Source organism: Streptomyces sp. NPDC127038 (genome assembly GCF_042725875.1).
GTDB lineage: Bacteria > Actinomycetota > Actinomycetes > Streptomycetales > Streptomycetaceae > Streptomyces.
On the sequence record NZ_JBHXDQ010000008.1, the window covers coordinates 18,959 to 43,926 of the forward strand.

Genomic DNA, 24,968 nt, shown 5'->3' on the forward strand with positions numbered 1-24,968 from the left:
GAGAGGGCCTGGGCCATGGACCGTGGCACGGAAACGGGCGCGGCTCCCAGCCGGCGGGCTGGGAACGGCGCGGCGGAGCACGTCGCCGACGGCCGCATCCCGCTGGCCGTGGTGGTCGTGGACCGCGACGGGCTCGTCTCGCACTGGAGCAGCGGCGCGCGACGGCTGTTCGGCGTCGCCAAGGAAGAGGCGCTGGGCCGTCTGGCGGTGGACCTGCTCCCCGTCTCCGGCGCGCTCCCCGAGGCCTCGGACGCCGTCCCCCTCGGGAGCCGTGCCACGTACGACGGACTCGGGCCCGGCCTGGAGTCCTCCCTGGACGGACGGCTCTCCTATCCCGCCGCCGGACGCGCCCGCCTCTCCGCGGCCGGGCCGGGACGGATCGACGTCCTGTGGTGGGCCTACCCGCTGGTCGGCCCCGGCCCCGAACGGCTCCTCGTGCTCGCCGCAGACGCGGCCGCGATGCGGCACGAGGACGACGACGTCTCCTTCGAGCGCATCGCGCCCGGCTTCGCGCTGCACACCGACTTCCCCGGCGCGGAGGACCTCGCCCGCCGGCTCCCCGAGATCCTGCCCAGCATGAGTGTCGGCGACAGCGCCCGCATCGTCGCCCAGGTGCTGGAACTGGGCTATCCCGTCCTGGAGTTCAGCCAGAACGACCGGGTGCCCGTCACCCCCGACTGGGGCGTTCCCCGGCGCGCGGAACGCAAGGCGCGCCGCGAACGGGCCGTCCGGGCGGCGGCGTCCGGCGCCCCCGTGTCCGGGGAGAGCCCGGACGACGAACGCGAGGATCTCGAGTACGTCGCGGTACGCGAGCGCCTGGAGTTCCTGAACGAGGTCAGCGGGCGCATCGGCACCTCCCTCGACCTGGCGCGGACCATCCAGGAGGTCAGCCGGGCCGTCGTGCCCCGCTTCACGGACGTGGCGGGCACCTATCTGCGCGAGCAGGTCGTCGCCGGTGAGGGCTTCCCCGACGGTGTGCCCGACACGACCACGATGTGGCACCGGGTCGCCCTGGAGCACACGGACGAGCCGGGCCGCTGGGACGACGTCGTGCCGGTCGGCGAGGCCATGCCCTTCCCCGCGCACACCCCGTTCTTCCAGTGCATGACCAGCGGTGAGCCCGTCCTCGTGCCGCGCATCAGCGAGCAGCTCGGGCACATGATCGCCGCGCAGTTCGAGAAGCGCGACATCAGGCCGCTCATCACGAACCGCTCCATGCTGGTCGTGCCCCTCAAGGCCCGCAACGTGGTGCTCGGATTCATGATCCTGCTGCGGCACCCCGAGCGCGTCGAGTTCAACGACATGGACCGGGTCACCGGCGCCGAACTGGCCGCCCGCGCCGGCCTGGTGCTCGACAACGCGCGCATGTACACCTACCAGGAGAGCGTCGCCGAGACCCTCCAGGACAGCATGCTGCCGACCATCGAGCCCCGCATGGCCGGCTGCGACATCGCGACCCGCTATCTGCCGGGAACCCTCCTCGGACGCGTCGGCGGCGACTGGTTCGACTCGGTGAAGCTGCCCGGCTCGCGCACCGCCCTGGTCGTCGGGGACGTCATGGGCCACGGCCTCAACTCGGCGGCCATGATGGGCCAGTTGCGTACGGCCGTGCAGACCATGGCCGCGCTCGACCTGCCGCCCGCCCAGCTGCTGCGCAACCTCGACGACCTCGCCCAGCGCCTCGGCGACACCTACCTCGCGACCTGCCTGTACGCGGTGTACGACCCGATCGCCGGACTGCTGCACCTCGCCAACGCGGGCCACATCCCGCCGGTCCTGGTCCGTGCCGCGGACGGCCGCAGCGAACTGCTCGACCTGCCGACCGGAGCGCCCATCGGGGTCGGCGGAGTGCCCTTCGAGGCCATCCGCGTACGGGTGGAACCGGGCGACCGGCTCGTGATGTGCACCGACGGGCTGGTCGAGGTGCGGGGCGAGGACATCGGTGTCGGCCTCGCCACCCTGTGCGAGTCCGCGGCGCACCCGGCCGCCTCGATGGACCAGGCCTGCGACACCATCATCCGCGCGCTCAACACACGCGGCGGCCGCAAGGACGACGTGGCCCTGCTGATGGCCCGGCTCAACGGCATCGAGCCCGAGGCCGTCGCCGAGTGGAGCCTGGCGCCCGATGCCGCCGAGGCCGGCACGGCGCGGGCCGTGGTCCGTGAGCAGCTGCGCGCGTGGGGTCTGACGGGCCTCTCGGACAACGCCGAGCTGATGGTCGGTGAACTCGTCACCAATGTCGTACGGCACGCCCACAGCCGCAGGATCGGGGTGCGGCTCGTCCGCGGCGACACCCTGCTCTGCGAGGTGGACGACGACGACCACACGCTGCCCGTCCTGCTCAGCGCGGGTCCCGGCGACGAGTTCGGACGAGGGCTGCGGCTCGTCAGCGCGCTGTCCCGCGCCTGGGGGTCCAGCCGCACCGGCGCGGGCAAGACCGTGTGGTTCGAACTGACGCTCCCGCACGGCTGATCCGTTCGTCCGGCGCCGGCGCGGCGGAGCGGCTCCGGCGCATGAAGGGGTACGGGGTTCGAATGAGGCGTGAAGGTATGCGCCGGCGGCTTGTCGCCGCACTCCGGGCACGGTAGACCGATCAGGCCCGCCGGTTCCCGGCGGGCGCGGTCGCGATCCCGGGGAGCGGGCATGAGCGTGAGCAGTCGGTACAGAGGAGCCTGGGAGGGCTTCTGGCGTGAGGCCCCCGACGGACAGGGCGGGGTCCTGTGGGACGCGGAGCCCGCGCTCACGGCCGCGGTCCACCTCGCCCACTTCGAGCCGCACCTGACCGCGCCGGACCTGCCGCTGGTCGACCTCGGCTGCGGCAACGGCACCCAGACCCGATTCCTGGCCGACCGGTTCCCGCAGGTCATCGGGACCGACCTCGCGTCCACGGCGCTCGATCACGCCCGCGCCGCCGATCCGGCCGGGCAGGCCGGGTACCGGCTGCTCGACGCGGCGGACAAGACCGAGACCGAGGCCCTGCACGCGGAGCTCGGCGACGCCAACGTCTACATGCGCGGTGTGCTCCACCAGTCCGATCCGGACGACCGGCAGCCGCTGGCGGACGGCCTGGCCACTCTGGTGGGCGACCGGGGCCGGGTCTTCCTCGTCGAGCTCGCCGAGGCCGCCGGTCCCGTGCTGCGCGCGATGGCCCAGAGTCCGGACGGCCCTCCGGCCAAGCTGGCCCCGGTGTTCCGGCACGGCATCGCCCCGGGCGCGGTCGAGGACGAGGCGGTCCCCGAGCATCTGCGCCAGGCCGGTCTCACGGTTCTCGCGAGCGGTGAACTCCCGCTCTTCACGACCGAGCACACGCCCGACGGCACCCTCATCGAACTGCCCTCGCGGTGGCTGGTGGCCGGACGCCCCGGGTGACATCGCCGGCCCGGCCCGGCACGAGTTGTCCACAGGCTCTGCCGGGTCCGGGCCGGAGCGCGTACGGTTTCGGCATGAAGATCCTCATCAGCGCCGACATGGAAGGCGCCACAGGTGTGACCTGGCCGGCCGACGTGTTGCCGGGGACCCCCCAGTGGGAGCGGTGCCGCGCGCTGTTCACCTCGGACGTGAACGCGGCGGTGCTCGGCTTCTTCGACGGCGGCGCCGACGAGGTGCTGATCAACGAAGCCCACTGGAGCATGCGCAACCTGCTGCTGGAGCGGCTCGACGAGAGAGCGGAGATGCTCACCGGACGGCACAAGTCGCTGTCCATGGTCGAGGGCGTGCAGCACGGGGACGTGGACGGCATCGCGTTCGTCGGCTACCACGCGGGGGCGGGCATGGAGGGCGTCCTCGCCCACACCTATCTCGCGAACTCCGTCACCGGCGTGTGGATCAACGACGTACGGGCCAGCGAGGGGCTGCTCAACGCCCATGTCGTCGCCGAGTACGGCGTGCCCGTCGTGCTGGTCACCGGCGACGACGTGGCCTGCGAGGACGCCCTGGGATACGCGCCGGAGGCCCTGAAGGTCGCCGTGAAGGACCATGTCTCGCGCTACGCGGCCGTGTGCCGCACCCCGGCCAGGACCGCCGCTGACATCCGGGCCGCGGCCAAGGAGGCGGCGGCGCTCGCCGTGCGGCACGAGCCGGTCGCCGGCGGGCCGTTCACCGTGGCCCTGGAGTTCGACGCCGAGCACCTGGCCATGGCCGCCACCGTCGTGCCCGGGGTCGGCCGTGTCGGTGAGCGGAAGATCGCGTACACCAGCGACACGATGTACGAGGGGATTCGGACCTTCAAGGCGGTCACCACGATCGCCTCGGCCGCGGTGGAGGAGCAGTATGGCTGACGAACGGGCACTCGACGAGGTCGTCCGGTTCACCTCCGACCTCATCCGGATCGACACCACCAACCGGGGCGGCGGGGACTGCCGGGAGCGCCCGGCCGCCGAGTACGCCGCCGCGCTGCTGGCCGAAGCGGGCCTGGAACCCACCCTCCTGGAACGCACGAAGGGGCGCACGAACGTCGTGGCCCGGCTGGAGGGCACCGACCCGTCCGCCGACGCGCTGCTCGTCCACGGTCATCTGGACGTGGTGCCCGCCCAGGCCGAGGACTGGAGCGTGGACCCGTTCTCCGGGGAGATCCGCGACGGTGTCGTCTGGGGACGCGGCGCGGTCGACATGAAGAACATGGACGCGATGATCCTCTCCGTCGTCCGGTCCTGGGCGCGCGAAGGGGTACGGCCACGGCGCGACCTCGTCATCGCCTTCACGGCCGACGAGGAGGCGAGCGCCGAGGACGGCTCGGGCTTCCTCGCCGACGAGCACCCCGGACTCTTCGAGGGCTGCACCGAGGGCGTCAGCGAGTCGGGGGCGTTCACGTTCCACGACGGCAGCGGACGGCAGCTGTATCCGATCGCGGCGGGGGAGCGGGGCACCGGCTGGCTCAAGCTCACCGCCCGGGGACGCGCGGGGCACGGCTCCAAGGTCAACCGGAGCAACGCGGTGACCCGCCTCGCCGCCGCGGTCACCCGCATCGGCGCCCACGAATGGCCGCTGCGCATCACCCCCACCGTGCGGGCCGCCCTGACCGAACTCGCCGCCCTGTACGGCGTGGACGGCGGCCTGGACGACGTGGACGCCCTGCTGGGCAAGCTCGGCCCGGCCGCCTCCCTCGTCGAGGCGACCGTCCGCAACAGCGCCAACCCGACCATGCTCAGCGCCGGTTACAAGATCAACGTGATTCCGGGGGAGGCCGTCGCCTACGTGGACGGCCGGTATCTGCCCGGCGGCGAGGACGAGTTCCGCACCACCATGGACGAACTGACCGGACCGGACGTGGAGTGGGAGTTCCACCACCACGAGGTCGCGCTCCAGGCACCGCTGGACTCGCCGACGTACGCCCGGATGCGTGCGGCCGTCGAGGAGTTCGCGCCCGAGGGCCATGTCGTCCCGTACTGCATGTCGGGCGGCACGGACGCCAAGCAGTTCTCCCGCCTCGGCATCACGGGTTACGGCTTCTCCCCGCTCAGGCTCCCCGAGGGCTTCGACTACCAGGCGATGTTCCACGGAGTCGACGAGCGCGTCCCGGTCGAGGCGCTCCACTTCGGTGTCCATGTCCTCGACCGCTTCCTGCGCACGGCCTAGGGGGACGCGATGCAGACCACGCCGTACGGTTCCTGGCCCTCGCCGATCGACGCGCGGCTCGCCGCCGCGCACGACGGCCACCCCGAGTTCGTCGGATTCGTCGGCGACGAGGCCTGGTGGACCGAACCCCGGCCGGCCGAGGGCGGGCGGCGCACGCTGGTCCGGCGCAAGGCCGACGGCACCGAGGAACCGGTGCTCCCGGCCCCCTGGAACGTGCGCAGCCGTGTCATCGAGTACGGCGGCAGCCCCTGGGCGGGTGTCATGGGCCCCGAGGGCCCGCTGATCGTCTTCGTCGACTTCGCCGACCAGCGCCTCTACCGCTGCGAACCGGGAGGCGAACCGCGCCCGCTGACCCCGGTCTCGCCGGTCGGCGGCGGGCTGCGCTGGGTGGATCCGCAGCTGCGGCCCGAGCGCGGCGAGGTCTGGTGCGTGATGGAGGAGTTCACCGGCGAGGGACCCACCGAGGTGCGCCGGGCCGTCGTCGCGGTGCCGCTGAACGGATCGGCGGCGCGAGACCGGGGCGCCGTGCGGGAACTGTCCGACGGACGACACCGGTTCGTCACCGGACCCCGGCTCTCGCCCGACGGCCGCCGGGCGGTCTGGCTCGCCTGGGACCACCCGCGCATGCCCTGGGACGGCACCGAGGTGATCCTCGCGGACGTCACCGAGGACGGCGCGCTGTCCGGTCCTCGGCCCGTCGCGGGAGGCCCGGAGGAGTCCGTCGTCCAGGCCGAGTGGGCGGCCGACGGCACGCTGCTCTTCGTCAGCGACCGCACCGGCTGGTGGAACCTGTACCGGCTCGGCGCCGACGGCGAGGCGATCGCCGTCTGCCCGCGCGAGGAGGAGTTCGGCGGCCCGCTCTGGAAGGTCGGACTCCGGTGGTTCGCGCCGCTGGACAGCGGCCTGATCGCCGTCGTGCACGGACGGGGGGCCACCGCGCTCGGGATACTGGACCCCGAGACCGGGGAGGTCGTCGACACGGCGGGCCCCTGGACCGAGTTCGCCTCGACGCTCGCCGTGCACGGCAGCAGGGTCGTCGGCGTCGGAGCCAGCCCCCGCAGCGCCCACGAGGTCGTCGAACTGGACGCCCGCACCGGCCGGGCCCGGGTGATCGGCGCCGAGCACGACGACCCGGTCGACCCCGCGTACTACCCGGAGCCCCAGATCCGCACCTTCGCGGGCCCCGCCGGACGCGAGGTCCACGCGCACGTCTACCCGCCGCACCACCCGGGCCACGTCGGCCGCGCCGACGAACTCCCGCCGTACGTCGTGCGGGTCCACGGCGGCCCCACCAGCAGGTCGGCGCTCGTCCTCGATCTGGAGATCGCCTACTTCACCTCCCGGGGCATCGGGGTGGCCGAGGTGAACTACGGCGGTTCGACCGGCCACGGGCGGGAGTACCGCAACCTGCTGCGTGAACAGTGGGGTGTCGTCGACGTCGAGGACTGCGCGGCCGTCGCGGTCGCGCTCGCCGAGGAGGGCACTGCCGACCGGCGGCGGCTCGCGATCCGGGGCGGCAGCGCGGGAGGCTGGACCACGGCCGTCTCGCTGGCCACCACCGACGTCTACGCCTGCGGCACGATCCTCTATCCCGTCGTCGACCTCACCGAATGGACCTCGGGCGAGACCCACGACTTCGAGTCGCAGTACCTGGAATCGCTCGTCGGCCCGATCGCCGAGGTTCCCGCCCGCTACACGGAGCGGTCGCCCGCGACACACGCCGACGGGATCACCGCGCCGTTCCTGCTGCTCCAGGGACTCGACGACGCCGTCTGCCCACCGGCGCAGTGCGAGCGCTTCCTGGCCCGCGTCGAGGAGCAGGGCCGTCATGTCCCGCACGCCTACATCACCTTCGAGGGCGAAGGGCACGGTTTCCGGCGCGCCGAGTCGATGGAACGCGCGTTGGAGGCCGAACTCTCGCTGTACGCGCAAGTCCTGGCACTGGACCCGCCGGGCATTCCCACCCTGGACCTCTCCAAATAGCCGGCGCACCCCCGCACATGGGCCACGAGCACATGAACCACCTGCACATGAACCACCAGCACCTGGAGCACCACGAGTGACCCGAACGACCGCATCGATCACCGCACTGACCCGGCCCGCGCGGCTCGCCGCCGGGGCCAGGGTCGCGGTCGTCGCGCCCAGCGGGCCCGTCCCCGAGGAACGGCTCGAAGCAGGCCTCGACATCCTGCGCGGCTGGGGCCTCGACCCCGTTGTGGCACCCCATGTCCTCGACCGGCACCAGGAGTTCAACTACCTGGCGGGAACGGACGCGGACCGGGCGGCGGACCTCCAGGCCGCCTGGTGCGACCCGGACGTGTCCGCGGTGCTGTGCGCCCGCGGCGGCTACGGCGCCCAGCGCATGATCGACCTGCTCGACTGGGAAGCCGTCCGGGCCGCGGGCCCCAAGGTCTTCCTCGGTTTCAGCGACATCACCGCACTGCACGAGGCGTTCGCCACCCGGGTGGGGCTCGCGACCCTGCACGGGCCGATGGTGTCGTCCCTCGGCTTCCTGAAGAACACCCGGTCCCAGGAGCACCTGCGGGCGACCCTCTTCGAACCCGAATCGGTGCGGACCATCGCCTCCGGCGAGGCCGTGGCGCTGGTGCCCGGGAAGGCCCGGGGCGTCACGCTGGGCGGTTGCGCCAGCCTGCTGGCCGCCGAACTCGGCACCCCGCACGCCCGACCCGGTGCCCGCGGCGGGCTGCTCCTGATCGAGGACGTCGGGGAGGAGCCGTACCGGCTGGACCGGATCCTGACGCAACTGCTGCGCGGCGGCTGGCTCGACGGGGTGGCCGGGATCGCGCTCGGCTCCTGGGCGGACTGCGGACCGTACGAGAGACTGCGCGCGGTGTTCGCGGACCGGCTCGGCGCCCTCGGCGTTCCGGTCGTCGAGCACTTCGGGTTCGGGCACGCGGACGGGTCGCTGACGATGCCGTTCGGTGTCCGCGCCGAACTGGACGCGGACGCGGGGACCCTGACGCTGGACGAGCCCGCGCTGCTCTGACCCGTCGGAACCTGCCGCCGGGCGGGTGCTCGCGTAGGGTGACCGGATGTCTGAGAACGCCGGCTTTCTCGCCGAGGGCTCCCGTGCGGCCCTTCGTCCCTTCACCCTCGACGACGGCGCGGAGTTCACCGCGCGGGCCAGGGAGAGCCGGAGCCTGCACCACCCCTGGCTCTTCCCGCCCGCCGACCTCGACGCCTACGCGGTCTACGCCGGGCGGCTCATCGAGGATCCGACGAAGGCCGGGTTCCTCGTCTGCGAGCGGGACGGCGGGGGGATCGCGGGCTTCATCAACATCAACAACATCGTCCACGGCGGCTTCCTGTGCGGTGCCCTCGGCTACGGGGCCTTCGCGCACGCGGCGGGCCGCGGACTGATGACCGAGGCCCTCGGCCTGGTCGTGCGGTACGCCTTCGGGGAACTGGGGCTGCACCGGCTGGAGATCAACGTCCAGCCCGCCAACACGGCCTCGGTCGCGCTCGCCCGTACCTGCGGCTTCCGGCTCGAAGGCTTCTCCCCGGCCTTCATCCACATCGACGGCGCCTGGCGCGACCACGAGCGCTGGGCCATCACCGCGGAGATGATCAAGTCCCGCTGACGGGCGCCCGCCGGCACGCGCACGGGCGACCCGGCCCTTTGCGGAATCCTGACCCGATTCTGGTGAGCGGACACCCTGGTCAGCAGGCCGATGAACATGTTCCATGGTCATCGTGACGACGATCCGACGTGACGTACTGGCCCTCCCGGCGGCGGAACTGGGCCCGAGCAACCCGCTGCCGCCCCTGCGGACCCTCGACGAGATGCACCGAATCGACGACCGCGACCGCGTCGGCCTGCCGGGCGACATGGCCCGGCAGATCGGGTACGAGCCGCTGCGCAGCGTGCTGCCGGAGCGCATACGGGACGGGTACGAGCGAGAACGGCCGCCCCGTGAACTCGACACGATAGTGATCGAGAACGACCGGCTGCGCGCCACCGTGCTGCCCGGCTACGGCGGCCGCGTCGTCTCGCTCTTCCACAAACCCACCGCGAAGGAACTGCTCTACACCAACCCGGTGCTCCAGCCGGCCTGCTTCGCCCTCAACGGCGCCTGGTTCTCCGGCGGCATCGAGTGGAACATCGGAGCCACCGGGCACACCACGCTGTCCTGCTCACCCGTCCACGCCGCCCGCGTCCCCGCCCCGGACGGCGGCGAGATGCTGCGCCTGTGGGAGTGGGAGCGGCTGCGCGACCTCCCCTTCCAGGTCGACCTGTGGCTCCCGGACGGCTCCGACTTCCTCTACGTCGGCGTCCGCGTCCGCAACCCGCACGAGAAGCCCGCCCCGCTGTACTGGTGGTCCAACATCGCGGTCCCCGAGGAGCGCAGGGTGCTCGCCCCGGCCGAGGAGGCCTGGCACTTCGGCTACGAGCGGCGGCTGCGCCGGGTGCCCGTGCCGGCGTACGACGGGACCGACCGCACGTACCCGCTCAACAGCGTCTTCCCCGCCGACTACTTCTACGAGGTGCCCGACGGGCGGCGCCGCTGGATCGCCGCGGTCGACGACGCGGGCGAGGGCCTGGTCCAGACGTCCACCGACGTCCTGCGCGGGCGCAAGCTCTTCGTCTGGGGCTCGGGGCCCGGCGGGCGGCGCTGGCAGGAATGGCTCACCGAGCCCGGGACCGGCGGGTACTGCGAGATCCAGGCCGGACTCGCCCGCACCCAGCTCGAACACGTGCCGCTTGAGGCCGAGAGCGACGTGTCCTGGCTGGAGGCGTACGGGCCGCTGACCGTCGGCGCGGAGAGCGCGCACGGCACGGACTGGGAGGCCGCGCGGGCCGAGGCCGAGAGCCGTCTGGAGAGCGCCCTCTCCCGGGACGCGGTCGACGCCGCCTACGAGGCCTGGCTGCCGCACGCCGACACCGCGCCCGGCGAGGTCCTCGCCGTCGGATCGGGCTGGGGGGCGCTCGAAGTGCTGCGCGCCGCGCACAAGTTGCCCGGTACGCCCTTCGAGGAGAGCACGCTCGGGGACGACCAGGAGCCGTGGCTGGAGCTGCTGCGCTCGGGCGCGTTCCCCGAGCCCCGGCGGGTCGGGCCGCCCGGCGAGACGCTGGTCGCCCCGCACTGGCGCGACATGCTGGAGACGGCCCCCGCCGCCCCGGTCTCGGAGTACCACCTCGGGGTCGCCCAATGGCACGCCGGGGACGTGGCCCAGGCCGTGCGCAGCTGGGAGCGCGCACTCGAACTCTCGCCCTCGCTCTGGCCGTTGCTGCGCTGCCTCGCCGTCGCCGACCAGGAGGCGGGCCACGACGAGCGCGCCGCGGACCGTTACGCCGAGGCCTTCGACGACCTGTGCCGGGAGCGGCGCGACGACGGCCCGCGGTGGACGGCGGCGACCGCGGCCCTCGGCCGCGAGGCCGTCGAGGCGCTGCTGAAGGCCGGCCGCCCGGCGCAGGCGCGTGCCGTGTGGGACCGGCTGCATCCCGCGACCCGGGAGCGGGGCCGGTTCCGGCTGGTCGAGGCCGGACTGCTGCTCGCCGAGGGGCGGCGCGAGGACGCGCGGGCGGTCTTCGACGCGGGCTTCGAGGTCGCCGACCTGCGCGAGGGCGCGGAGATCATCGACCGGCTGTGGTCCCGGCTGAGCGACGAACCCCTGCCCGCGCGCTACGACTTCCGCATGCGGCCGCCGTCCACGCCCTGAGCCGTTCACGTCCCGAGCGGTTCCCGTCCCCAGCCGTCCAGCCCCGAGCCGTTCACGTCCCGAATCCCGAACCGTCCACATCCTGGGCCCCGGGTGCTCCGCCGCGTCGGCGGCGCAGCACCCGGGGCCTTTCCCGTTCCGGGGCGGCCCGGTGGACCGGGCACGCCCGGAACCTCGGGTGCGCCCGTGTTTGGGGCCCCGGCTCAGGGGGACGCGGAAAGTCCGTACGGCGGTCGGAACCCGGTCTCGCCCGCGCCGGCGGGAGAGGCCGGAGCGCCGGGCTGTCCGGAAACCGCCGGACGAAGGGAAGGAGCATCATGAACAGCCGCCGGCTCATCGATCTGGCCCAGCAGCTGCGCGTCGACAGCGTCCGGGCCGCCGACGCGGCGGGCTCGGGCCATCCGACCTCGTCCATGTCCGCCGCCGAGCTCATGGCCGTCATGCTGGCCAACCACATCCGCTACGACTTCGAACGCCCCGGACATCCCGGCAACGACCGGTTCGTGCTCTCCAAGGGGCACGCGTCACCGCTCCTGTACTCCGCGTACAAGGCGGCGGGCGCCCTGAACGAGGCGGAACTGCTCACCTTCCGCAAGGCGGGCAGCCGGCTGGAGGGGCACCCCACGCCCCGGCGCCTCCCGTGGGTGGAGACCGCCACCGGATCGCTCGGCCAGGGACTGCCCGTCGCGGTCGGCATCGCGCTCGCCGGAAAGCGCCTCGACCGCACCGGCTACCGCGTCCGGGTGCTGTGCGGCGACAGCGAGCTCGCCGAGGGATCCGTGTGGGAGGCCGCCGAGCACGCGGGCTTCGAGCGGCTCGACAACCTCACCGCGATCGTCGACGTCAACCGGCTGGGCCAGCGCGGTCCGACCCGGCACGGACACGACCTCGACGCGTACGCCCGCAGGTTCGCCGCGTTCGGCTGGCACACCGTCGAGATCGACGGCCACGACGTGGACGCCATCGACCGCGCCTTCCTGGAGGCGGACGCCACCGACGGCCGCCCCACCGTGATCCTCGCCCGCACCCTCAAGGGCAAGGGCGTGGCCTCGGTCCAGGACCGCGAGGGCCTGCACGGCAAGCCGCTGCCGGACGCCCCGCAGGCGATCGCCGAGCTCGGCGGCGTCCACGACCGCCGCGTGGAGGTGCAGCAACCGCCCGCCGCCCGGACGCTGCACGCCGTGCGCACCGGACACCTCGACCTGCCGCGCTACGAGACCGGTGACCGGGTCGCCACCCGCGACGCCTTCGGCACGGCGCTCGCCGCGCTCGGGCGCGCCCGCGGTGACGTCGTCGCCCTGGACGGCGAGGTCGGCGACTCCACCCGCGCCGAGTTCTTCGCCGAGGAACACCCCGAGCGCTACTTCGAGTGCTACATCGCCGAACAGCAGCTGGTCGCCACCGCCGTCGGCATGGCCGTACGCGGCTGGGTCCCGTACGCCTCGACGTTCGCGGCCTTCCTCACCCGCGCCCACGACTTCGTCCGCATGGCCGCCGTCAGCGGTGCGGGCATCAACCTCGTCGGGTCCCACGCGGGGGTCTCCATCGGGCAGGACGGACCCTCCCAGATGGGTCTGGAGGACCTGGCGATGTTCCGGTCCGTCTACGGCTCGACCGTGCTGTACCCGTGCGACGCCAACCAGACGGCGAAGCTCGTCGCCGCGATGGCGGACCTGGACGGGATCCGCTACCTGCGCACCTCACGCGGTGAGGGCCCCGTCGTCTACAGCGCCACCGAGGAGTTCCCGGTCGGCGGGAGCAAGGTGCTGCGCGCCTCGGCCGACGACCGGCTCACGCTCGTCGCCGCCGGGGTCACCGTCCACGAGGCGCTCGCCGCCGCGGAGGCGCTCGACCGGGAGGGCGTCCGGGCCCGGGTGATCGACCTGTACTCGGTCAAGCCCGTGGACCGGGCGACCCTGCGCGAGGCCGCCGAGGAGACCGGCTGTCTGGTCACGGTGGAGGACCACCGGGAGGAGGGCGGCCTCGGGGACGCGGTCCTCGACGCCTTCACCGACGGCCGCCCCGTGCCCCGCCTGGTCCGTCTGGCCGTCCGTACGATGCCGGGCTCCGCGAGCCCGGCCGAGCAGCTCCACGCGGCCGGCATCGACGCCGAGTCGATCGCGGCTACGGGCCGTCTGCTGGTCGAGACTGCCATGGTGCGCTGACCGGAGTGGGCAGGGCACCATGGTCAGTACGCCACGGGGGGTGCGAGTGGAAGCGCGGGAGGTGATCCATGAGCGCTCTGCGCTATGTGTACGCGATCTGCCGCCCCTTCTCGGCAGCGCTGTCGGCCGAGCTGACCGGGGTCGGGGGCGTACCGCCCAAACTGCTGCGCCACGGCGACCTGATCGCCGTGGTCGGCGCGGTCCCGGAACGGGAGTTCGCGGCCGAGCCGCTGCGCCGCCGGCTGGAGGACGCCTTCTGGCTGGAGGCGACGGCCCGTGCCCATCAGGGTGTGATCGACGCGCTCACCGCCGTCACCAGCCCGCTGCCGCTCCGGCTGGCCACCGTTCTGCGGGACGACAGCGGTGTGCGCGTGATGATGGAGGAACGCAGGGAGGATTTCCTGCGCACCCTCGACCGGCTCGACGGACGGGTGGAATGGGACGTGAGCGTGTACGCGGGCGCCACGGAGGACACCGGGACATCAGAAACGTCCGGGAACCTCGCGGAGGAATTCACGCGCCGGCTGCACGACACCCTTTCCGAGTGCGCCGAGGAGAACCGGCTGCTGGCTCCACGGCGTCAGGAAACGGTTCGCGAGCCTTCCCTCGAAGAAGCGGGGGAGAAGATCTTCGACGCGGCCTATCTGGTGCCGCGCGCGGAATCGGGGGAATTTGTGGAACGGGTGAACGGAAAGGCGGGGGAGGAACCGGGAATGCGGGTGGAACTCACCGGGCCGTGGGCCGCGTACTCCTTCACGCGGTCGACGGGCCTGACCGGATTCACCGGTGTCACGAGCGGAACGGACCGCAGGCATTGAGCTGAGCCGCGACCGGAACGGGCCGCAGGCCTGGAGCGGAGAGCGCGGTACGGGGGTCCAGGAATGTCCTGGACCCCCGTACCGCGCAAAGCCGTTTCCCCCGGTGTTCCCGGAGTCTCCTCGGAGAAGGAGGGCTACCACCTGTACCAGCGGCCCCGGCCCCCGGTGGCGTTCGTGCCGCGCACCAGGAATCCGAGCAGCCACAGGACGATGACCACCAACGCTATCCACCACAGAATCTTCAGCGCGAATCCGGCACCGAAGAGAATCAGCGCGAGCAACAGAACCAGCAGAATGGGAACCATAGTGTGTGACCTCCTGCGTTCCTGGTTGCCCGCTTTCGCGGGATCACGCTTCCTTTCGGCAGAGAATTTCTCCGTGCAGTACGGAGAACCAGCCGTCCTCCTCGCGCCCCCACCGCCGCCAGGCCTCCGACACGGCCCGCAGCTGCTCCGGGGTCGCGTGGCCCCCTTCCGTGGCGCGTTCCGCGTACGCGGAGGCCAGGGTGCGGTCCGCCCACAGACCGCTCCACCACGCGCGCTCGTCCTCGGTCGCGAAGGTCCAGGTGCTCGACGTGGACGTGATGTCCCGGATCCCGGCCGCCCGCGCCCATGACTTGAGACGGCGGCCGGCGTCGGGCTCGCCCCCGTTGGCCCGGGCCACCCGCAGGTACAGGTCCAGCCAGTCGTCCATGCCGGGCGTCGCCGGGTACCAGGTCATGGACGAGTAGTCCGCATCGCGGACGGCGATGAACCCGCCGGGCTTGGTGACCCGGTGCATCTCGCGCAGGGCCCGCACCGGATCGCCCACGTGCTGGAGCACCTGGTGGGCGTGGACCACGCAGAACGTGTCGTCGGGGTATTCCAGCGCGTGGACGTCGGCGACCGCGAAGTCGACGTTGCGCAGCCCGCGTTCGGCCGCCGTCCGGCGGGCCTGGTCCAGGATGCCGGGCGCGTGGTCGACGCCGGTGACCCGGCCGTCCGGCACCCGTTCGGCCAGGTCCGCGGTGATCGTGCCCGGGCCGCAGCCGATGTCGAGGATCCGCATGTGCGGCTTCAGCGAGTCGAGCAGGTAGGCCGCCGAGTTGGCGGCCGTGCGCCAGGTGTGCGAGCGGAGCACCGACTCGTGATGGCCGTGGGTGTAGACGGCGGTCTCCTGCGGCTTCGACTGCGACATGACCGATCCCCTTCTCGTCGTACGGGCCTCGCCGGGGTGTGCGCGCACTCCCCGGGGCGATGTCATCACCGTACGCCGTCATGTCGGATCGTGAGACCCGCGTCTTGCCATATGGACGGCGGTGTAGGGGTGTTGCCGCGCGGGGCTTGCCGCGCGGGGCTTGCGGTGCCGGCGTCGACGGGAGGGCTTCGCCGTACGGGTGTCGCCCGGTGGGCGGGTCCGCCGGGCGACAGCGGTGGTCAGCGCGCCGGAAGCGGGCGGTAGACGGTGAGTGCCCCGGGGCTCTTGCGCAGGGTCACCTCGCCGCTCACCTCGGTCACTTCACCGTCGTAGGCCAGCAGCGTCCCGGGTGCCACGCCCTCGACGCGCAGGCGCCGCACCCGTACGGCCGCGTGGGCGGGGGAGCGGGTGAGCGGCCCCGCGAAGGCCGCCGCCAGCAGCCGCACGGCGGGATGGCTGCCGCCGTGCACGACCCGTACGTCGAGGCGGCCGTCCGCGAGGTCGAAGCGGCGGGCCGGGGCCAGACCCATACGGTGGTAGGTGCCGTTGCCGGCGAACAGGAGCCACAACGGATGGCTGCGGCCGCCGAGTTCGGCCCGCAAGGGGTGACGGTCGGCGCGCAGCACCCGTAGGGCGCCCAGCACTCCCGCCGGCCAACTGCCGATCACCCTGGACCAGTTCTCCCGCTCGCGCACCAACTCCGGGTAGATGCCGAGACTGCACGTGTTGAGGAAGATGCCGTTCCTGGAGCCGGACGAGAACCGGCCGACGTCCACCCGGACCGCCTCGCCCTCCTGGAGCGCGCGGACGAGATCGCGTTCGCCCTCCACGCCGAGGTCGTGGGCGAAGTGGTTGAGCGTGCCGCCCGGGAGGACGGCGAGCGGGATCCCGTGGCGCAGGGCGACCCCGGCCGCGGTGTTCACCGTGCCGTCGCCGCCGCACACGCCGAGCACCCGGGCGCGTACCGCCGCCTTCTCCAGCTCCTCCCGCACCTCGTGCGGTTCGCACGCGACGATCTCCGCCCGGGGCAGCGCGTCGGCCAGCGCGCCGACCCGCTCCGCGGTGCCCGAGGCCGTGTTGGCCACCATGACCAGGCCCTCGCCCCCGTTCCCGGCCAGCGCGGGCGCGTCGGCGCTCGGACGGCCGGGCGGGGCCGGCCGCCCCCGGGTCGGCACCAGCGCGCGCACGGCGTACGCGGCGCCGACGCCCAGGGCCGCACCGGCCACGACATCGCTCGGGTAGTGCACGCCGGTGTAGACCCGCGACAGGGCCACCGCGGCGGCGAGCGGCGCGACGGCCGCGCCCCAGCCGCGGGACTCCAGCGCCACCCCCGCGGCGAAGGCGGCGGCGGAGGCCGCGTGCCCCGACGGGAACGAGGTGGTGAACGGCTGCCGTTTCAGCTGCCGCACCGCGGGGACCGGGCCGAGGCCGGGACGGGTCCGGCGCACCGAGCGCTTGCCGAGGGTGTTGATCGTGGCCGAGGCCAGCGCCAGCGAGGCGACCCCGCGTACGGCGGCCCGGCGGGCCCGGGGAGTGCGGCTCGCCGCCACGGCGGCGGCCGTCGCGAACCACAGGACGCCGTGGTTCGCGCTCCGGCTCAGCCGTGGCAGCACGGGGTCGCCGCCCGGCCAGTGCCGCGAGGCGACCGCCTCGAAGATCCGGCAGTCCAGGGCGAGCAGGCGGTCCCGAAGGGCGTGGCGGCCCGGTACGAGGGCGGTCAGGTCGACATCCGGGGTCGTGGTCATGCGGCTCCGTCTACCCCGGATCGAAAACTTCCCGCCCTCCGCGCGGAGAAGCATCCCGCCCTCCGTACGAAGGAGCCTCCCGCCCCCGCACCAGGGCCCCGGTCGCATACCCGTTTGCCCCGATCCCCCGCTCCACGGAGAATGCCTGCCCATGGGACATCTCGAAGCCGCACATCTTGAGTACTACCTTCCCGACGGGAGGGCGCTGCTCGGCGATGTGTCGTTTCGGGTGGGCGAAGGGGCCGTCGTCGCCCTGGTGGGACCGAACGGCGCCGGCAAGACCACGCTGCTGCGGCTGATCTCGGGGGAGATCAAGCCCCACGGCGGGACCGTGAACTTCAGCGGCGGGCTCGGCGTGATGCGCCAGTTCGTGGGGTCCGTGCGCGACGAGACGACCGTGCGCGAGCTGCTCGTCTCCGTGGCGCCGCCCCGCATCCGCGAGGCGGCGCGGGCCGTGGACGCCGCCGAGCACGCGATGATGACCGTCGACGACGAGGCCGCGCAGCTCCACTACGCGCAGGCCCTGTCCGACTGGGCCGAGGTCCGCGGATACGAGTCCGAGACCCTCTGGGACATGTGCACGATGGCCGCCCTCGGCGTCCCCTACGAGAAGGCGCAGTGGCGGCTGGTCCGGACCCTGTCCGGAGGCGAGCAGAAGCGCCTGGTCCTGGAGGCGCTGCTGCGCGGCACCGACGAGGTGCTGCTCCTCGACGAGCCGGACAACTATCTCGACGTCCCCGGCAAGCGCTGGCTGGAGGAGCGGCTCAAGGAGACCCGCAAGACCGTGCTGTTCGTCTCGCACGACCGCGAACTCCTCGCCCGCGCCGCCGAGAAGATCATCAGCGTCGAGCCGGGCCCGGCCGGCGCGGACGCCTGGGTGCACGGCGGCGGTTTCGCGACCTACCACGAGGCCAGGCGGGAGCGGTTCGCCCGCTTCGAGGAGCTGCGCCGGCGCTGGGACGAGAAGCACGCCCAGCTCAAGAAGCTGGTGCTGAACCTCCGTCAGGCGGCCGCCGTCAGCCATGAGATGGCCTCCCGGTACGCGGCCGCGCAGACCCGGCTGCGCAAGTTCGAGGAGGCCGGTCCGCCGCCGGAGCCGCCGCGCGAGCAGGACATCACGATGCGGCTGCACGGCGGGCGCACCGGCGTGAGGGCCGTGACCTGCAAGGGACTTGAGCTCACCGGGCTGATGAAGCCCTTCGACCTGGAGATCTACTACGGCGAGCGCGTCGCCGTCCTCGGCTCCAACGGCTCGGGCAAGTCGCACTTCCTGCGGCTGCTCGCGGGCGGCGACGTCGCGCACACCGGCGAGTGGAAGCTCGGCGCCCGCGTGGTCGCCGGCCACTTCGCGCAGACGCACGCCCACCCGGAGCTGGAGGGCCGTGCGCTCCTGGACATCCTGTGGACCGAGCACGCGCAGGACCGAGGGGCGGCGATGTCGAGGCTGCGCCGCTACGAGCTGACCGCCCAGGCCGAGCAGCGCTTCGAGCGGCTGTCGGGCGGCCAGCAGGCCCGCTTCCAGATCCTGCTCCTGGAACTGGAGGGCTCGACGGCCCTGCTCCTGGACGAGCCGACCGACAACCTCGACCTGGAGTCAGCCGAGGCGCTCCAGGAAGGCCTGGAGGCGTACGAGGGGACGGTCCTGTCGGTCACCCACGACCGCTGGTTCGCCCGCTCCTTCGACCGCTACCTGGTCTTCGGCTCCGACGGCCGGGTCCGGGAGACGCGGGAGCCGGTGTGGGACGAGCGCCGGGTGGAGCGCGAGCGCTAGACACCCCGGCGGCGGGGCGGCGCGGCGGCCGGGCGGGGCCGCGCGCCGGTGCCCCGGTCGCGGGCGGCGGGCACCTTCCGGGGAGGCCCGGCACCCCGGATGTTCGTAGAGTGGAGGGAGTGGGTCTCGATCCACGGCTCCCTCCCGGACGCCGCTCGGGGCAGTGACTGCCCGGGGCGGGTGCCCGGACCGCACCGACGGCCACGACGAGCGGGGTAGCACCATGACCGGAGTCGACCCGGGCCGGCTGGACGACCAGCAGCTCATGAAAGAGCTGGAGGCTATCCACCGCACCCGCCACGACACGCTGTTGCACGGCTCGAACGACGCGCTGCACACCCACAACGTGCGCATGGCGCAGCTGGAGGGCGAGTATCTGCGGCGCCACCCGCGGCGGCCCGTCGCGGCGGGCCGCACCCGTGACGGCGCCCGGGAGCGCGGACCGGCGGGGGTGCCGCCGGCATGAGCGAGCCGCGGACGATCCTGACCCGGCAGGCCGAGGCGCTGGAGCTGTTCGGCCGCCGCGTCCACGCGATCCACGACGACCAGTGGGAGGCCCCCACGCCGTGCACCGACTGGAGCGTGCGCGATCTCGTGGGGCACCTCGTCGCCGAGCAGGCGTGGGTACCCGCGCTGGTCCGTGACGGTGCCACCGTCGACGACGTCGGCGACAGCCTGGACGGTGATCTGCTCGGCCCCGACCCCGTCGTCGCCTGGGAGACCGTGGCCGAGGCCTCCCGCGCGGTGTTCGCGGAGCCCGGCGCCCTCGACCGCACGGTCCACCTCTCCTTCGGGGACATGACCGCCGACGACTACTGCGCCCAGCTGGTCACCGATCTGACGGTCCACACCTGGGACCTGTCCCGGGCCATCGGCGCCGACGAGCAACTCCCCGGTGACCTCCTGTCCTTCGCGGTCCGTGAGGTCACCCCGCACGCGGCGGAACTGGAGCGGACCGGGCTCTTCGCGCCCCCGGAGGAGCCGCCGCCCGGCGCCGACGTCCAGACGAAGCTGCTCTGCCTGGTCGGCCGCAGACCCTGACCCGCCCCCCGGGACGGCGGGCGGACCGGGACCGGGGAGAATCGGAGAGTGTTTGCCCCGCATGGCGCCGGGCAGACGCAGTCTCAGTGCTTCGGACAGGAGGCACGTCCGTGGGAGCGGCCTTACCGCGCCCTGGGTGTACTCGTCCGGAGCATGAGTGCGTTCCCACGATGACTGTCCATCACCTGGCATCATCAAGGGAGTTGCGACGCACCATGCGAACTCGAGCGAGCGCGACGCACCATCCGCACGACGACGCCCCCGACACCGCGGACGCCTTCCGCAGGCTCGCCGCGCTCCCTCCGGGCGAGCAGCGCGACACGCTCCGGGCGGAGATCGTCGAGTCCTGGCTGCCGATGGCCGACCGGCTCGCGGGCCGCTTCCGCAGCCGCGGCGAGAACTACGAGGATCTGCGCCAGGTCGCCGCGCTGGGGCTGGTCAAGGCCGTCGACCGCTACGACCCCGAGCTCGGCAACGCCTTCGAGAGCTACGCCGTGCCGACGATCACCGGCGAGATCAAGAGGCACTTCCGTGACCACATGTGGACCCTGCACGTGCCGCGCCGGGTCCAGGACCTGCGCAACCGGGTCCGTTTCGCCGGACAGGACCTGTCACAGACCATCCCGGGGCGCCGTCCCACGGTCGCGGAGATAGCCGAGCACGCGCGGATGAGCGAGGAGGACGTCCTGACCGGCCTGGAGGCCCTGGAGAGCTTCACCGCCCTCTCCCTGGACGCCGAGCTCCCCGGCGGCGGGGACGGCTACTCCCTGAGCGACGCCCTCGGCTCGCCCGATCCGGCCCTCGACACCGTCATCGACCGCGAGGCCGTCAAGCCCCGGCTCCAGGCACTGCCCGAGCGGGAACGCACCATCCTCTACATGCGGTTCTTCGGCGACATGACCCAGAGCCGCATCGCCGACGAGCTGGGCATCTCCCAGATGCACGTCTCGCGCCTCATCAACCGCTGCTGCGACCGGCTGCGCGAGCAGATCATGCGCGACGCGGCCTGAGCGGCCGAAGCCCCGGGCGGGTGAGCCCTCCCGCTCGGACGGGGGTGCACGCGCCGGTCCGGGCGCGGGGCCCGGGGCGGAGAAGCGGGCCGGGCGCCGGGTCGGGACGGTGGCCGCACCGACGGGATGTCACCCGCTCGGGCCCCCGCTTTCCCGCGAATGGTGCCCGGCCGTTCGCGCCCCGCGGTACGGCGGGCTCTGATGGCACCGAGGGACACGACGGCCGTGGCTCTCGGACCGCAGCCCCGCCGAAGGAGCCCCGCTCATGCGCCGTACCGCCCGAGTCCTGTACGCCACCGCCCTGGCCGGCGCCGCTCTCGGCGCCGCCGCGTCGGGCGCGGTCGCGGATCCGGCCGCGGAGGTCAGTCCCGGCTCCGTCGAACCCGGCGGCACCGTCACCGTCACGGTCAGCTGCGACGCGATCGGGGGGACCCCGCCCGACTCCATCGACGCCAGCTCCCAGGGTTTCCAGGAGGGCAAGGTCCAGCTCCACCGCGTCGACGGTGCCGGCGGGAGCGGGGCGGGCGCCGCCTCGTACAGCGGTACGGCCCACATCTCGTCCGGCGGCCCCGACCAGGCCCCGGACTCCACCGGCCAGGGGTCCGACGCGGGGCGCGGCTTCGACGACGCGAGCCCCGGCACGCTCGGCTCGGGCGCCTCCGACGCCAAGAACTCCGACGCGGCCGGTGCCGCCGCCGCGGCCGGGCCCGATGCGGTGAGCCCCGCCGCCGGGAGCCCGAACACCGCCCTGCCCGACGCCCAGGCACCCCTCCCGGGCGCCGGCGACCCTGCGGTCCCCGGGGCGTCGGACCCCGGGACCGACGGCGCGGACCCGGTCGGCCCCGGCACGGTGGGCCCGGATTCCACGGGCCCCGACGACCTGGGCCCGGACTCGGTCGGGCCCGACACGGTTCCCGACCCCGCGGACCCCGGCGCCGTGGGCCCCGACACCACGGATCCCGGCACGGCGGGCTCCGGCACGGTGGGTCCGGACAGGGCCGGCCCGGACAGGTCGGCCCCCGACGCCACGGCCCCCGACACCGGGGGCGCCGACGGACGGTGGAACGTCGGAGGGGTCTGTCCCGCGCCCCCCGGCGGCCACGGGAAACAGTGGACCGCCTCGTACGCCGTGGGCCGGGGCGCCACGGCGACCCGGGCTCCCGACGACGCGGCGGGCACCGGCACCGGCGCCGGGGACCGCCCGCCCACCGTCCAGCGGGGCGTGGAGGCCGGCGAGGGCGGTGTCTTCACCGACTCGGTGCCGGCCCTGGTCACCGGCGGGGTGCTGATCGCCGGGGCCGTGGGCGCGGCCGTGTACCAGCTACGCGGACGGCGACGGCGGCGCGCCTGACGGAGGGACGGCACGATCACGGTGGACGGCACTGCGCAGAACGAGGTGACCGGCGCGCACGAGGGAACGAGCGCGGAAGCGCGCACGGGATCGAGCACCGGAGCACGCGCGGGAGCGAGTTCGGGACAGCATGCCTCTGGGCACTGAGCGGCTCACGGCGCGGGCGGGCGGGCCGCGCCGGGTGAGCTGTACGAGGGCACGAGGACACCCGGATCCGTACGGACGGACAGACCCCGGAACGGGGAACAGCGGCATCCACGGTGCGGAGGCGGACATGCGGCGGACGGACCCGGAGAACCACGGACCGCTCCGTTACGGTCCGCCCCTGCCCGACCAGGGCCTGCCCGTACTCCCGGAGCTCCGCTCCGTCCTCGCCGCCGCCGCGAACCGCCCCGAGGCCGAGCCCTGCGGCGGCGGCCCCGTCCTCCTCGACGCCGCCAGCGGCTACTGGACCCGGCGCGGACTGCGCGCCGCACCCGACCGGGTCGCGGCCGCACCCGGAGCCGCCGCGCTGCTGCTGGCCCTGACCGGCGCGGCCGGCGGCGACATCCTCGTGCCCCGGCCGTGCGCCGCCTGGTGGGCGCCGCAGGCCAGGCTGCTGGGCAGGTCCGTGTTCCATGTGGCGACACCCGCCGAGTGCGGTGGCGTCCCCGACTCCTCCGCCCTGCTGGAGACCGTCCGCAGGGTCCGCGCGGAGGGAGGCGACCCGCGGCTGCTGCTGCTGTCCGTCGCCGACGACCCGACCGCCACCGTCGCACCGCCCGAGGTGGTGCACGAGGCCGTGGAGGCCGCGGCGGGCGAGGGACTGCACATCGTCAGCGACGAGACCTGGCGCGACACCCTGCACCGGCCGCGGGACACCGTGCTGCTCAGCCCCGCCGAGATGCTTCCCGGCGACGTCACCGTGATCACCGATCTCGCGGGCGCCTTCCTGCCCCAGGGCTGGCCGGCCGCCGTCGCCCGCTTCCCCCACAACGACGCGGGCGCCTCGCTGCGTTCCCGCGTCCTCGACGTGCTCACCGTGCTGGGGGCGCGCGTCGCCGAACCGGTCGCCGCCGCGGCCGCGTACGCGCTCGGCGAGCCCGCAGCGATCACCGAACGGCTCAGCGCCGCCGTACGCCTGCACGCGCGCGTGGCCGACGCCGCCCATCTCGCGGTGGGGGCCACGGGGTCCCTCGTACGGCCACCGCGGGCGGGCCGGCACCTGTACGTCGACCTCGGCCCGCTCCGCTCCGCCGTCGGCGCGCACGGCGTCGGCGACGCACAGGACCTGGAGGACTGGCTCTCCGCCCGGCTCGGCATGCCCGCGCCGGGAGGGCACCGCTTCGGCGACGACCTCGCCGCCCTCCGGGTCCGCCTCGGCACCGGACCGCTGCTCGGCTCCACGGACGAGGAGCGGGAGGAGTCGCTCTCCTCTCCCTCGCCGCTGGAACTGCCGCATGTGCACCGCGCGTTGACCCGGTTGGGATCGGTCTTCGACGATCTCCGCGACGACGCTCGGCGACGGGAGCCTCCGCGATGACACAGCAGTCCGAGTCGACCACCACGAGCACGACACCCCAGGCCACCGGCGATCCCGCGCCCCCGGTCCCGGGGCCCCCGGGGGTCCTCGCTCCATCGTCGCTCGCCGACCCCCACCTCGTCGTCGAGCCCGACGTCCACCCCGCCGCCGAGCCCCACCCGCTCGGTGAACGGCGGGTCTGGCCCCGCTCCTTCGTGGACCGGCTGACCGCGCCGCTGCCGGGACTGCGCGCCTTCGCCCGGCTGGCCCGCGAAGGAGCGCTGCGGCCCCGGGCCGAGGGGCTCGCGGAGATCCCGCTGCTGCCCTTCGAGCCGGAACCGCTGCCGGCCGCCCCCGCGGGAACGGTCGCCGTCTCCTGGGCGGGGCACGCGAGTTGGGTGATCGGGATCGGTGGGCTCACCGTCCTCACCGACCCCGTCTGGTCCCGCCGGATCATGGGGACCCCGGCCAGGATCACCCCGGTCGGCGTGGCCTGGAGCGCGCTGCCGCACATCGACGCGGTCGTCATCAGCCACAACCACTACGACCACCTGGACGCGCCGACACTGCGCCGACTCCCGCGCGACACACCGGTGTTCGTACCGGCAGGCCTCGGACGCTGGTTCAGGCGCCGCCGGTTCAGCCGCGTCACCGAGCTCGACTGGTGGGAGGCGGCCCGACTCGGCGGCGTCCGCTTCGACTTCGTCCCCGCCCACCACTGGTCCAAGCGCACCCTCACCGACACCTGCCGCTCCCTGTGGGGCGGCTGGGTGCTCACGGCGCCCGACGGCCGGCGGGTGTACTTCGCGGGCGACACCGGATACGGCCACTGGTTCGGCCTCATCGGGGAGCGCCACCCCGGGATCGACCTCGCCCTCCTGCCCATCGGCGCGTACGACCCGCGCTGGTGGCTGCGGGACGTGCACTGCGACCCGGAGGAGGCCGTGCAGGCGGCCGTCGACCTGCGCGCGCGGCGGATGGCCCCGATGCACTGGGGCACGTTCGTGCTCTCGGCCGAGCCGGTGCTCGAACCCCTGCGGCGGGTGCGGGCCGCGTGGGAGAGGGCGGGCCTGGCCCGGGAGAACCTGTGGGACCTCGCGGTGGGAGCCTCCCGGGTCCTGGAGTGAGCCGCCC

The 24,968-nt window shown here is 73.7% G+C and carries 20 protein-coding genes; 17 read left to right on the forward strand and 3 right to left on the reverse strand.

The window, feature by feature from the left end; genetic code table 11:
• Positions 1 to 15 precede the first annotated feature (15 nt).
• From ACFWI4_RS08370 to ACFWI4_RS08415, 10 genes are all read left to right on the forward strand, one after another.
• Complete coding sequence (locus ACFWI4_RS08370) at positions 16 to 2,472, forward strand: SpoIIE family protein phosphatase (RefSeq protein ID WP_387192293.1); 2,457 nt, start codon at positions 16 to 18, stop codon at positions 2,470 to 2,472.
• Between the two features lie 171 nt (positions 2,473 to 2,643).
• Positions 2,644 to 3,369, forward strand: a complete 726-nt coding sequence (locus ACFWI4_RS08375; RefSeq protein ID WP_387192295.1) for a class I SAM-dependent methyltransferase — start codon at positions 2,644 to 2,646, stop codon at positions 3,367 to 3,369.
• Between the two features lie 74 nt (positions 3,370 to 3,443).
• Entirely contained in the window at positions 3,444 to 4,277 is an 834-nt protein-coding gene (locus ACFWI4_RS08380) for a M55 family metallopeptidase (protein WP_387192298.1), read from the forward strand.
• Positions 4,270 to 5,574 (forward strand): M20/M25/M40 family metallo-hydrolase, encoded by a 1,305-nt coding sequence (locus tag ACFWI4_RS08385; protein WP_387192301.1) that lies wholly within the window; start codon positions 4,270 to 4,272, stop codon positions 5,572 to 5,574. The genes ACFWI4_RS08380 and ACFWI4_RS08385 overlap by 8 nt, the downstream gene beginning before the upstream one ends.
• 9 nt (positions 5,575 to 5,583) lie before the next feature.
• Positions 5,584 to 7,557, forward strand: a complete 1,974-nt coding sequence (locus tag ACFWI4_RS08390; RefSeq protein WP_387192304.1) for a prolyl oligopeptidase family serine peptidase — start codon at positions 5,584 to 5,586, stop codon at positions 7,555 to 7,557.
• Positions 7,558 to 7,654: 97 nt separating this feature from the next.
• Entirely contained in the window at positions 7,655 to 8,581 is a 927-nt protein-coding gene (locus ACFWI4_RS08395) for an LD-carboxypeptidase (protein WP_385407919.1), read from the forward strand.
• A gap of 46 nt (positions 8,582 to 8,627) precedes the next feature.
• The gene (locus ACFWI4_RS08400) at positions 8,628 to 9,176 is read left to right on the forward strand and encodes a GNAT family N-acetyltransferase (RefSeq protein WP_387192307.1); all 549 of its coding nucleotides are present in this window, start codon (positions 8,628 to 8,630) and stop codon (positions 9,174 to 9,176) included.
• Between the two features lie 103 nt (positions 9,177 to 9,279).
• Complete coding sequence (locus ACFWI4_RS08405) at positions 9,280 to 11,256, forward strand: DUF5107 domain-containing protein (protein ID WP_387192309.1); 1,977 nt, start codon at positions 9,280 to 9,282, stop codon at positions 11,254 to 11,256.
• A 317-nt stretch (positions 11,257 to 11,573) separates the two neighbouring features.
• On the forward strand, positions 11,574 to 13,421 hold the full coding sequence (locus ACFWI4_RS08410) for a transketolase (RefSeq protein WP_387192311.1): 1,848 nt from the start codon (positions 11,574 to 11,576) through the stop codon (positions 13,419 to 13,421).
• Positions 13,422 to 13,489: 68 nt separating this feature from the next.
• Entirely contained in the window at positions 13,490 to 14,239 is a 750-nt protein-coding gene (locus ACFWI4_RS08415; protein WP_387192313.1) for a GvpL/GvpF family gas vesicle protein, read from the forward strand.
• A 134-nt stretch (positions 14,240 to 14,373) separates the two neighbouring features.
• Here ACFWI4_RS08415 and ACFWI4_RS08420 read toward each other — a convergent pair whose 3' ends face one another.
• From ACFWI4_RS08420 to ACFWI4_RS08430, 3 genes are all read right to left on the reverse strand, one after another.
• On the reverse strand, positions 14,374 to 14,544 hold the full coding sequence (locus ACFWI4_RS08420; RefSeq protein ID WP_385408178.1) for a hydrophobic protein: 171 nt from the start codon (positions 14,542 to 14,544) through the stop codon (positions 14,374 to 14,376).
• Positions 14,545 to 14,587: 43 nt separating this feature from the next.
• Positions 14,588 to 15,415, reverse strand: coding sequence for a class I SAM-dependent methyltransferase (locus ACFWI4_RS08425; protein ID WP_385408176.1), 828 nt, complete (start codon positions 15,413 to 15,415; stop codon positions 14,588 to 14,590).
• Positions 15,416 to 15,654: 239 nt separating this feature from the next.
• Positions 15,655 to 17,160 (reverse strand): bifunctional phosphatase PAP2/diacylglycerol kinase family protein, encoded by a 1,506-nt coding sequence (locus ACFWI4_RS08430; protein ID WP_387192317.1) that lies wholly within the window; start codon positions 17,158 to 17,160, stop codon positions 15,655 to 15,657.
• 151 nt (positions 17,161 to 17,311) lie between these two features.
• On the opposite strand from ACFWI4_RS08430, the gene ACFWI4_RS08435 reads away from it, so the two are divergent.
• From ACFWI4_RS08435 to ACFWI4_RS08465, 7 genes are all read left to right on the forward strand, one after another.
• Positions 17,312 to 18,931: an ABC-F family ATP-binding cassette domain-containing protein gene (locus ACFWI4_RS08435; RefSeq protein WP_385408172.1), complete on the forward strand. Its 1,620-nt coding sequence runs from the start codon at positions 17,312 to 17,314 to the stop codon at positions 18,929 to 18,931.
• Positions 18,932 to 19,154: 223 nt separating this feature from the next.
• Positions 19,155 to 19,397, forward strand: a complete 243-nt coding sequence (locus ACFWI4_RS08440; protein ID WP_037621429.1) for a DUF6158 family protein — start codon at positions 19,155 to 19,157, stop codon at positions 19,395 to 19,397.
• A complete protein-coding gene (locus tag ACFWI4_RS08445) occupies positions 19,394 to 19,972 on the forward strand; it encodes a TIGR03086 family metal-binding protein (protein WP_387192321.1) in 579 nt (192 codons plus the stop codon). The genes ACFWI4_RS08440 and ACFWI4_RS08445 overlap by 4 nt, the downstream gene beginning before the upstream one ends.
• A gap of 215 nt (positions 19,973 to 20,187) precedes the next feature.
• Positions 20,188 to 20,982, forward strand: a complete 795-nt coding sequence (locus ACFWI4_RS08450; protein ID WP_387192324.1) for an RNA polymerase sigma factor SigF — start codon at positions 20,188 to 20,190, stop codon at positions 20,980 to 20,982.
• Between the two features lie 265 nt (positions 20,983 to 21,247).
• Positions 21,248 to 22,333: a hypothetical protein gene (locus tag ACFWI4_RS08455; RefSeq protein WP_387192327.1), complete on the forward strand. Its 1,086-nt coding sequence runs from the start codon at positions 21,248 to 21,250 to the stop codon at positions 22,331 to 22,333.
• A 274-nt stretch (positions 22,334 to 22,607) separates the two neighbouring features.
• Positions 22,608 to 23,855, forward strand: coding sequence for an aminotransferase class I/II-fold pyridoxal phosphate-dependent enzyme (locus ACFWI4_RS08460; protein WP_387192329.1), 1,248 nt, complete (start codon positions 22,608 to 22,610; stop codon positions 23,853 to 23,855).
• Positions 23,852 to 24,961 (forward strand): MBL fold metallo-hydrolase, encoded by a 1,110-nt coding sequence (locus ACFWI4_RS08465; protein WP_387192332.1) that lies wholly within the window; start codon positions 23,852 to 23,854, stop codon positions 24,959 to 24,961. Before ACFWI4_RS08460 ends, ACFWI4_RS08465 begins: the two co-directional genes overlap by 4 nt.
• Positions 24,962 to 24,968 lie beyond the last annotated feature (7 nt).

Bases quoted from the DNA above. Each gene is read 5' to 3' on its own strand.
- ACFWI4_RS08375 (WP_387192295.1), top strand. From the start codon at position 2,644: ATGAGCGTGAGCAGTCGGTACAGAGGAGCCTGGGAGGGCTTCTGGCGT.
- ACFWI4_RS08420 (WP_385408178.1), bottom strand. From the start codon at position 14,544: ATGGTTCCCATTCTGCTGGTTCTGTTGCTCGCGCTGATTCTCTTCGGT.
- ACFWI4_RS08465 (WP_387192332.1), top strand. From the start codon at position 23,852: ATGACACAGCAGTCCGAGTCGACCACCACGAGCACGACACCCCAGGCC.
- ACFWI4_RS08370 (WP_387192293.1), top strand. From the start codon at position 16: ATGGACCGTGGCACGGAAACGGGCGCGGCTCCCAGCCGGCGGGCTGGG.
- ACFWI4_RS08445 (WP_387192321.1), top strand. From the start codon at position 19,394: ATGAGCGAGCCGCGGACGATCCTGACCCGGCAGGCCGAGGCGCTGGAG.
- ACFWI4_RS08410 (WP_387192311.1), top strand. From the start codon at position 11,574: ATGAACAGCCGCCGGCTCATCGATCTGGCCCAGCAGCTGCGCGTCGAC.
- ACFWI4_RS08390 (WP_387192304.1), top strand. From the start codon at position 5,584: ATGCAGACCACGCCGTACGGTTCCTGGCCCTCGCCGATCGACGCGCGG.
- ACFWI4_RS08440 (WP_037621429.1), top strand. From the start codon at position 19,155: ATGACCGGAGTCGACCCGGGCCGGCTGGACGACCAGCAGCTCATGAAA.
- ACFWI4_RS08415 (WP_387192313.1), top strand. From the start codon at position 13,490: ATGAGCGCTCTGCGCTATGTGTACGCGATCTGCCGCCCCTTCTCGGCA.
- ACFWI4_RS08430 (WP_387192317.1), bottom strand. From the start codon at position 17,160: ATGACCACGACCCCGGATGTCGACCTGACCGCCCTCGTACCGGGCCGC.
- ACFWI4_RS08455 (WP_387192327.1), top strand. From the start codon at position 21,248: ATGCGCCGTACCGCCCGAGTCCTGTACGCCACCGCCCTGGCCGGCGCC.
- ACFWI4_RS08435 (WP_385408172.1), top strand. From the start codon at position 17,312: ATGGGACATCTCGAAGCCGCACATCTTGAGTACTACCTTCCCGACGGG.
- ACFWI4_RS08405 (WP_387192309.1), top strand. From the start codon at position 9,280: ATGGTCATCGTGACGACGATCCGACGTGACGTACTGGCCCTCCCGGCG.
- ACFWI4_RS08450 (WP_387192324.1), top strand. From the start codon at position 20,188: ATGCGAACTCGAGCGAGCGCGACGCACCATCCGCACGACGACGCCCCC.
- ACFWI4_RS08380 (WP_387192298.1), top strand. From the start codon at position 3,444: ATGAAGATCCTCATCAGCGCCGACATGGAAGGCGCCACAGGTGTGACC.
- ACFWI4_RS08425 (WP_385408176.1), bottom strand. From the start codon at position 15,415: ATGTCGCAGTCGAAGCCGCAGGAGACCGCCGTCTACACCCACGGCCAT.
- ACFWI4_RS08385 (WP_387192301.1), top strand. From the start codon at position 4,270: ATGGCTGACGAACGGGCACTCGACGAGGTCGTCCGGTTCACCTCCGAC.
- ACFWI4_RS08460 (WP_387192329.1), top strand. From the start codon at position 22,608: ATGCGGCGGACGGACCCGGAGAACCACGGACCGCTCCGTTACGGTCCG.
- ACFWI4_RS08400 (WP_387192307.1), top strand. From the start codon at position 8,628: ATGTCTGAGAACGCCGGCTTTCTCGCCGAGGGCTCCCGTGCGGCCCTT.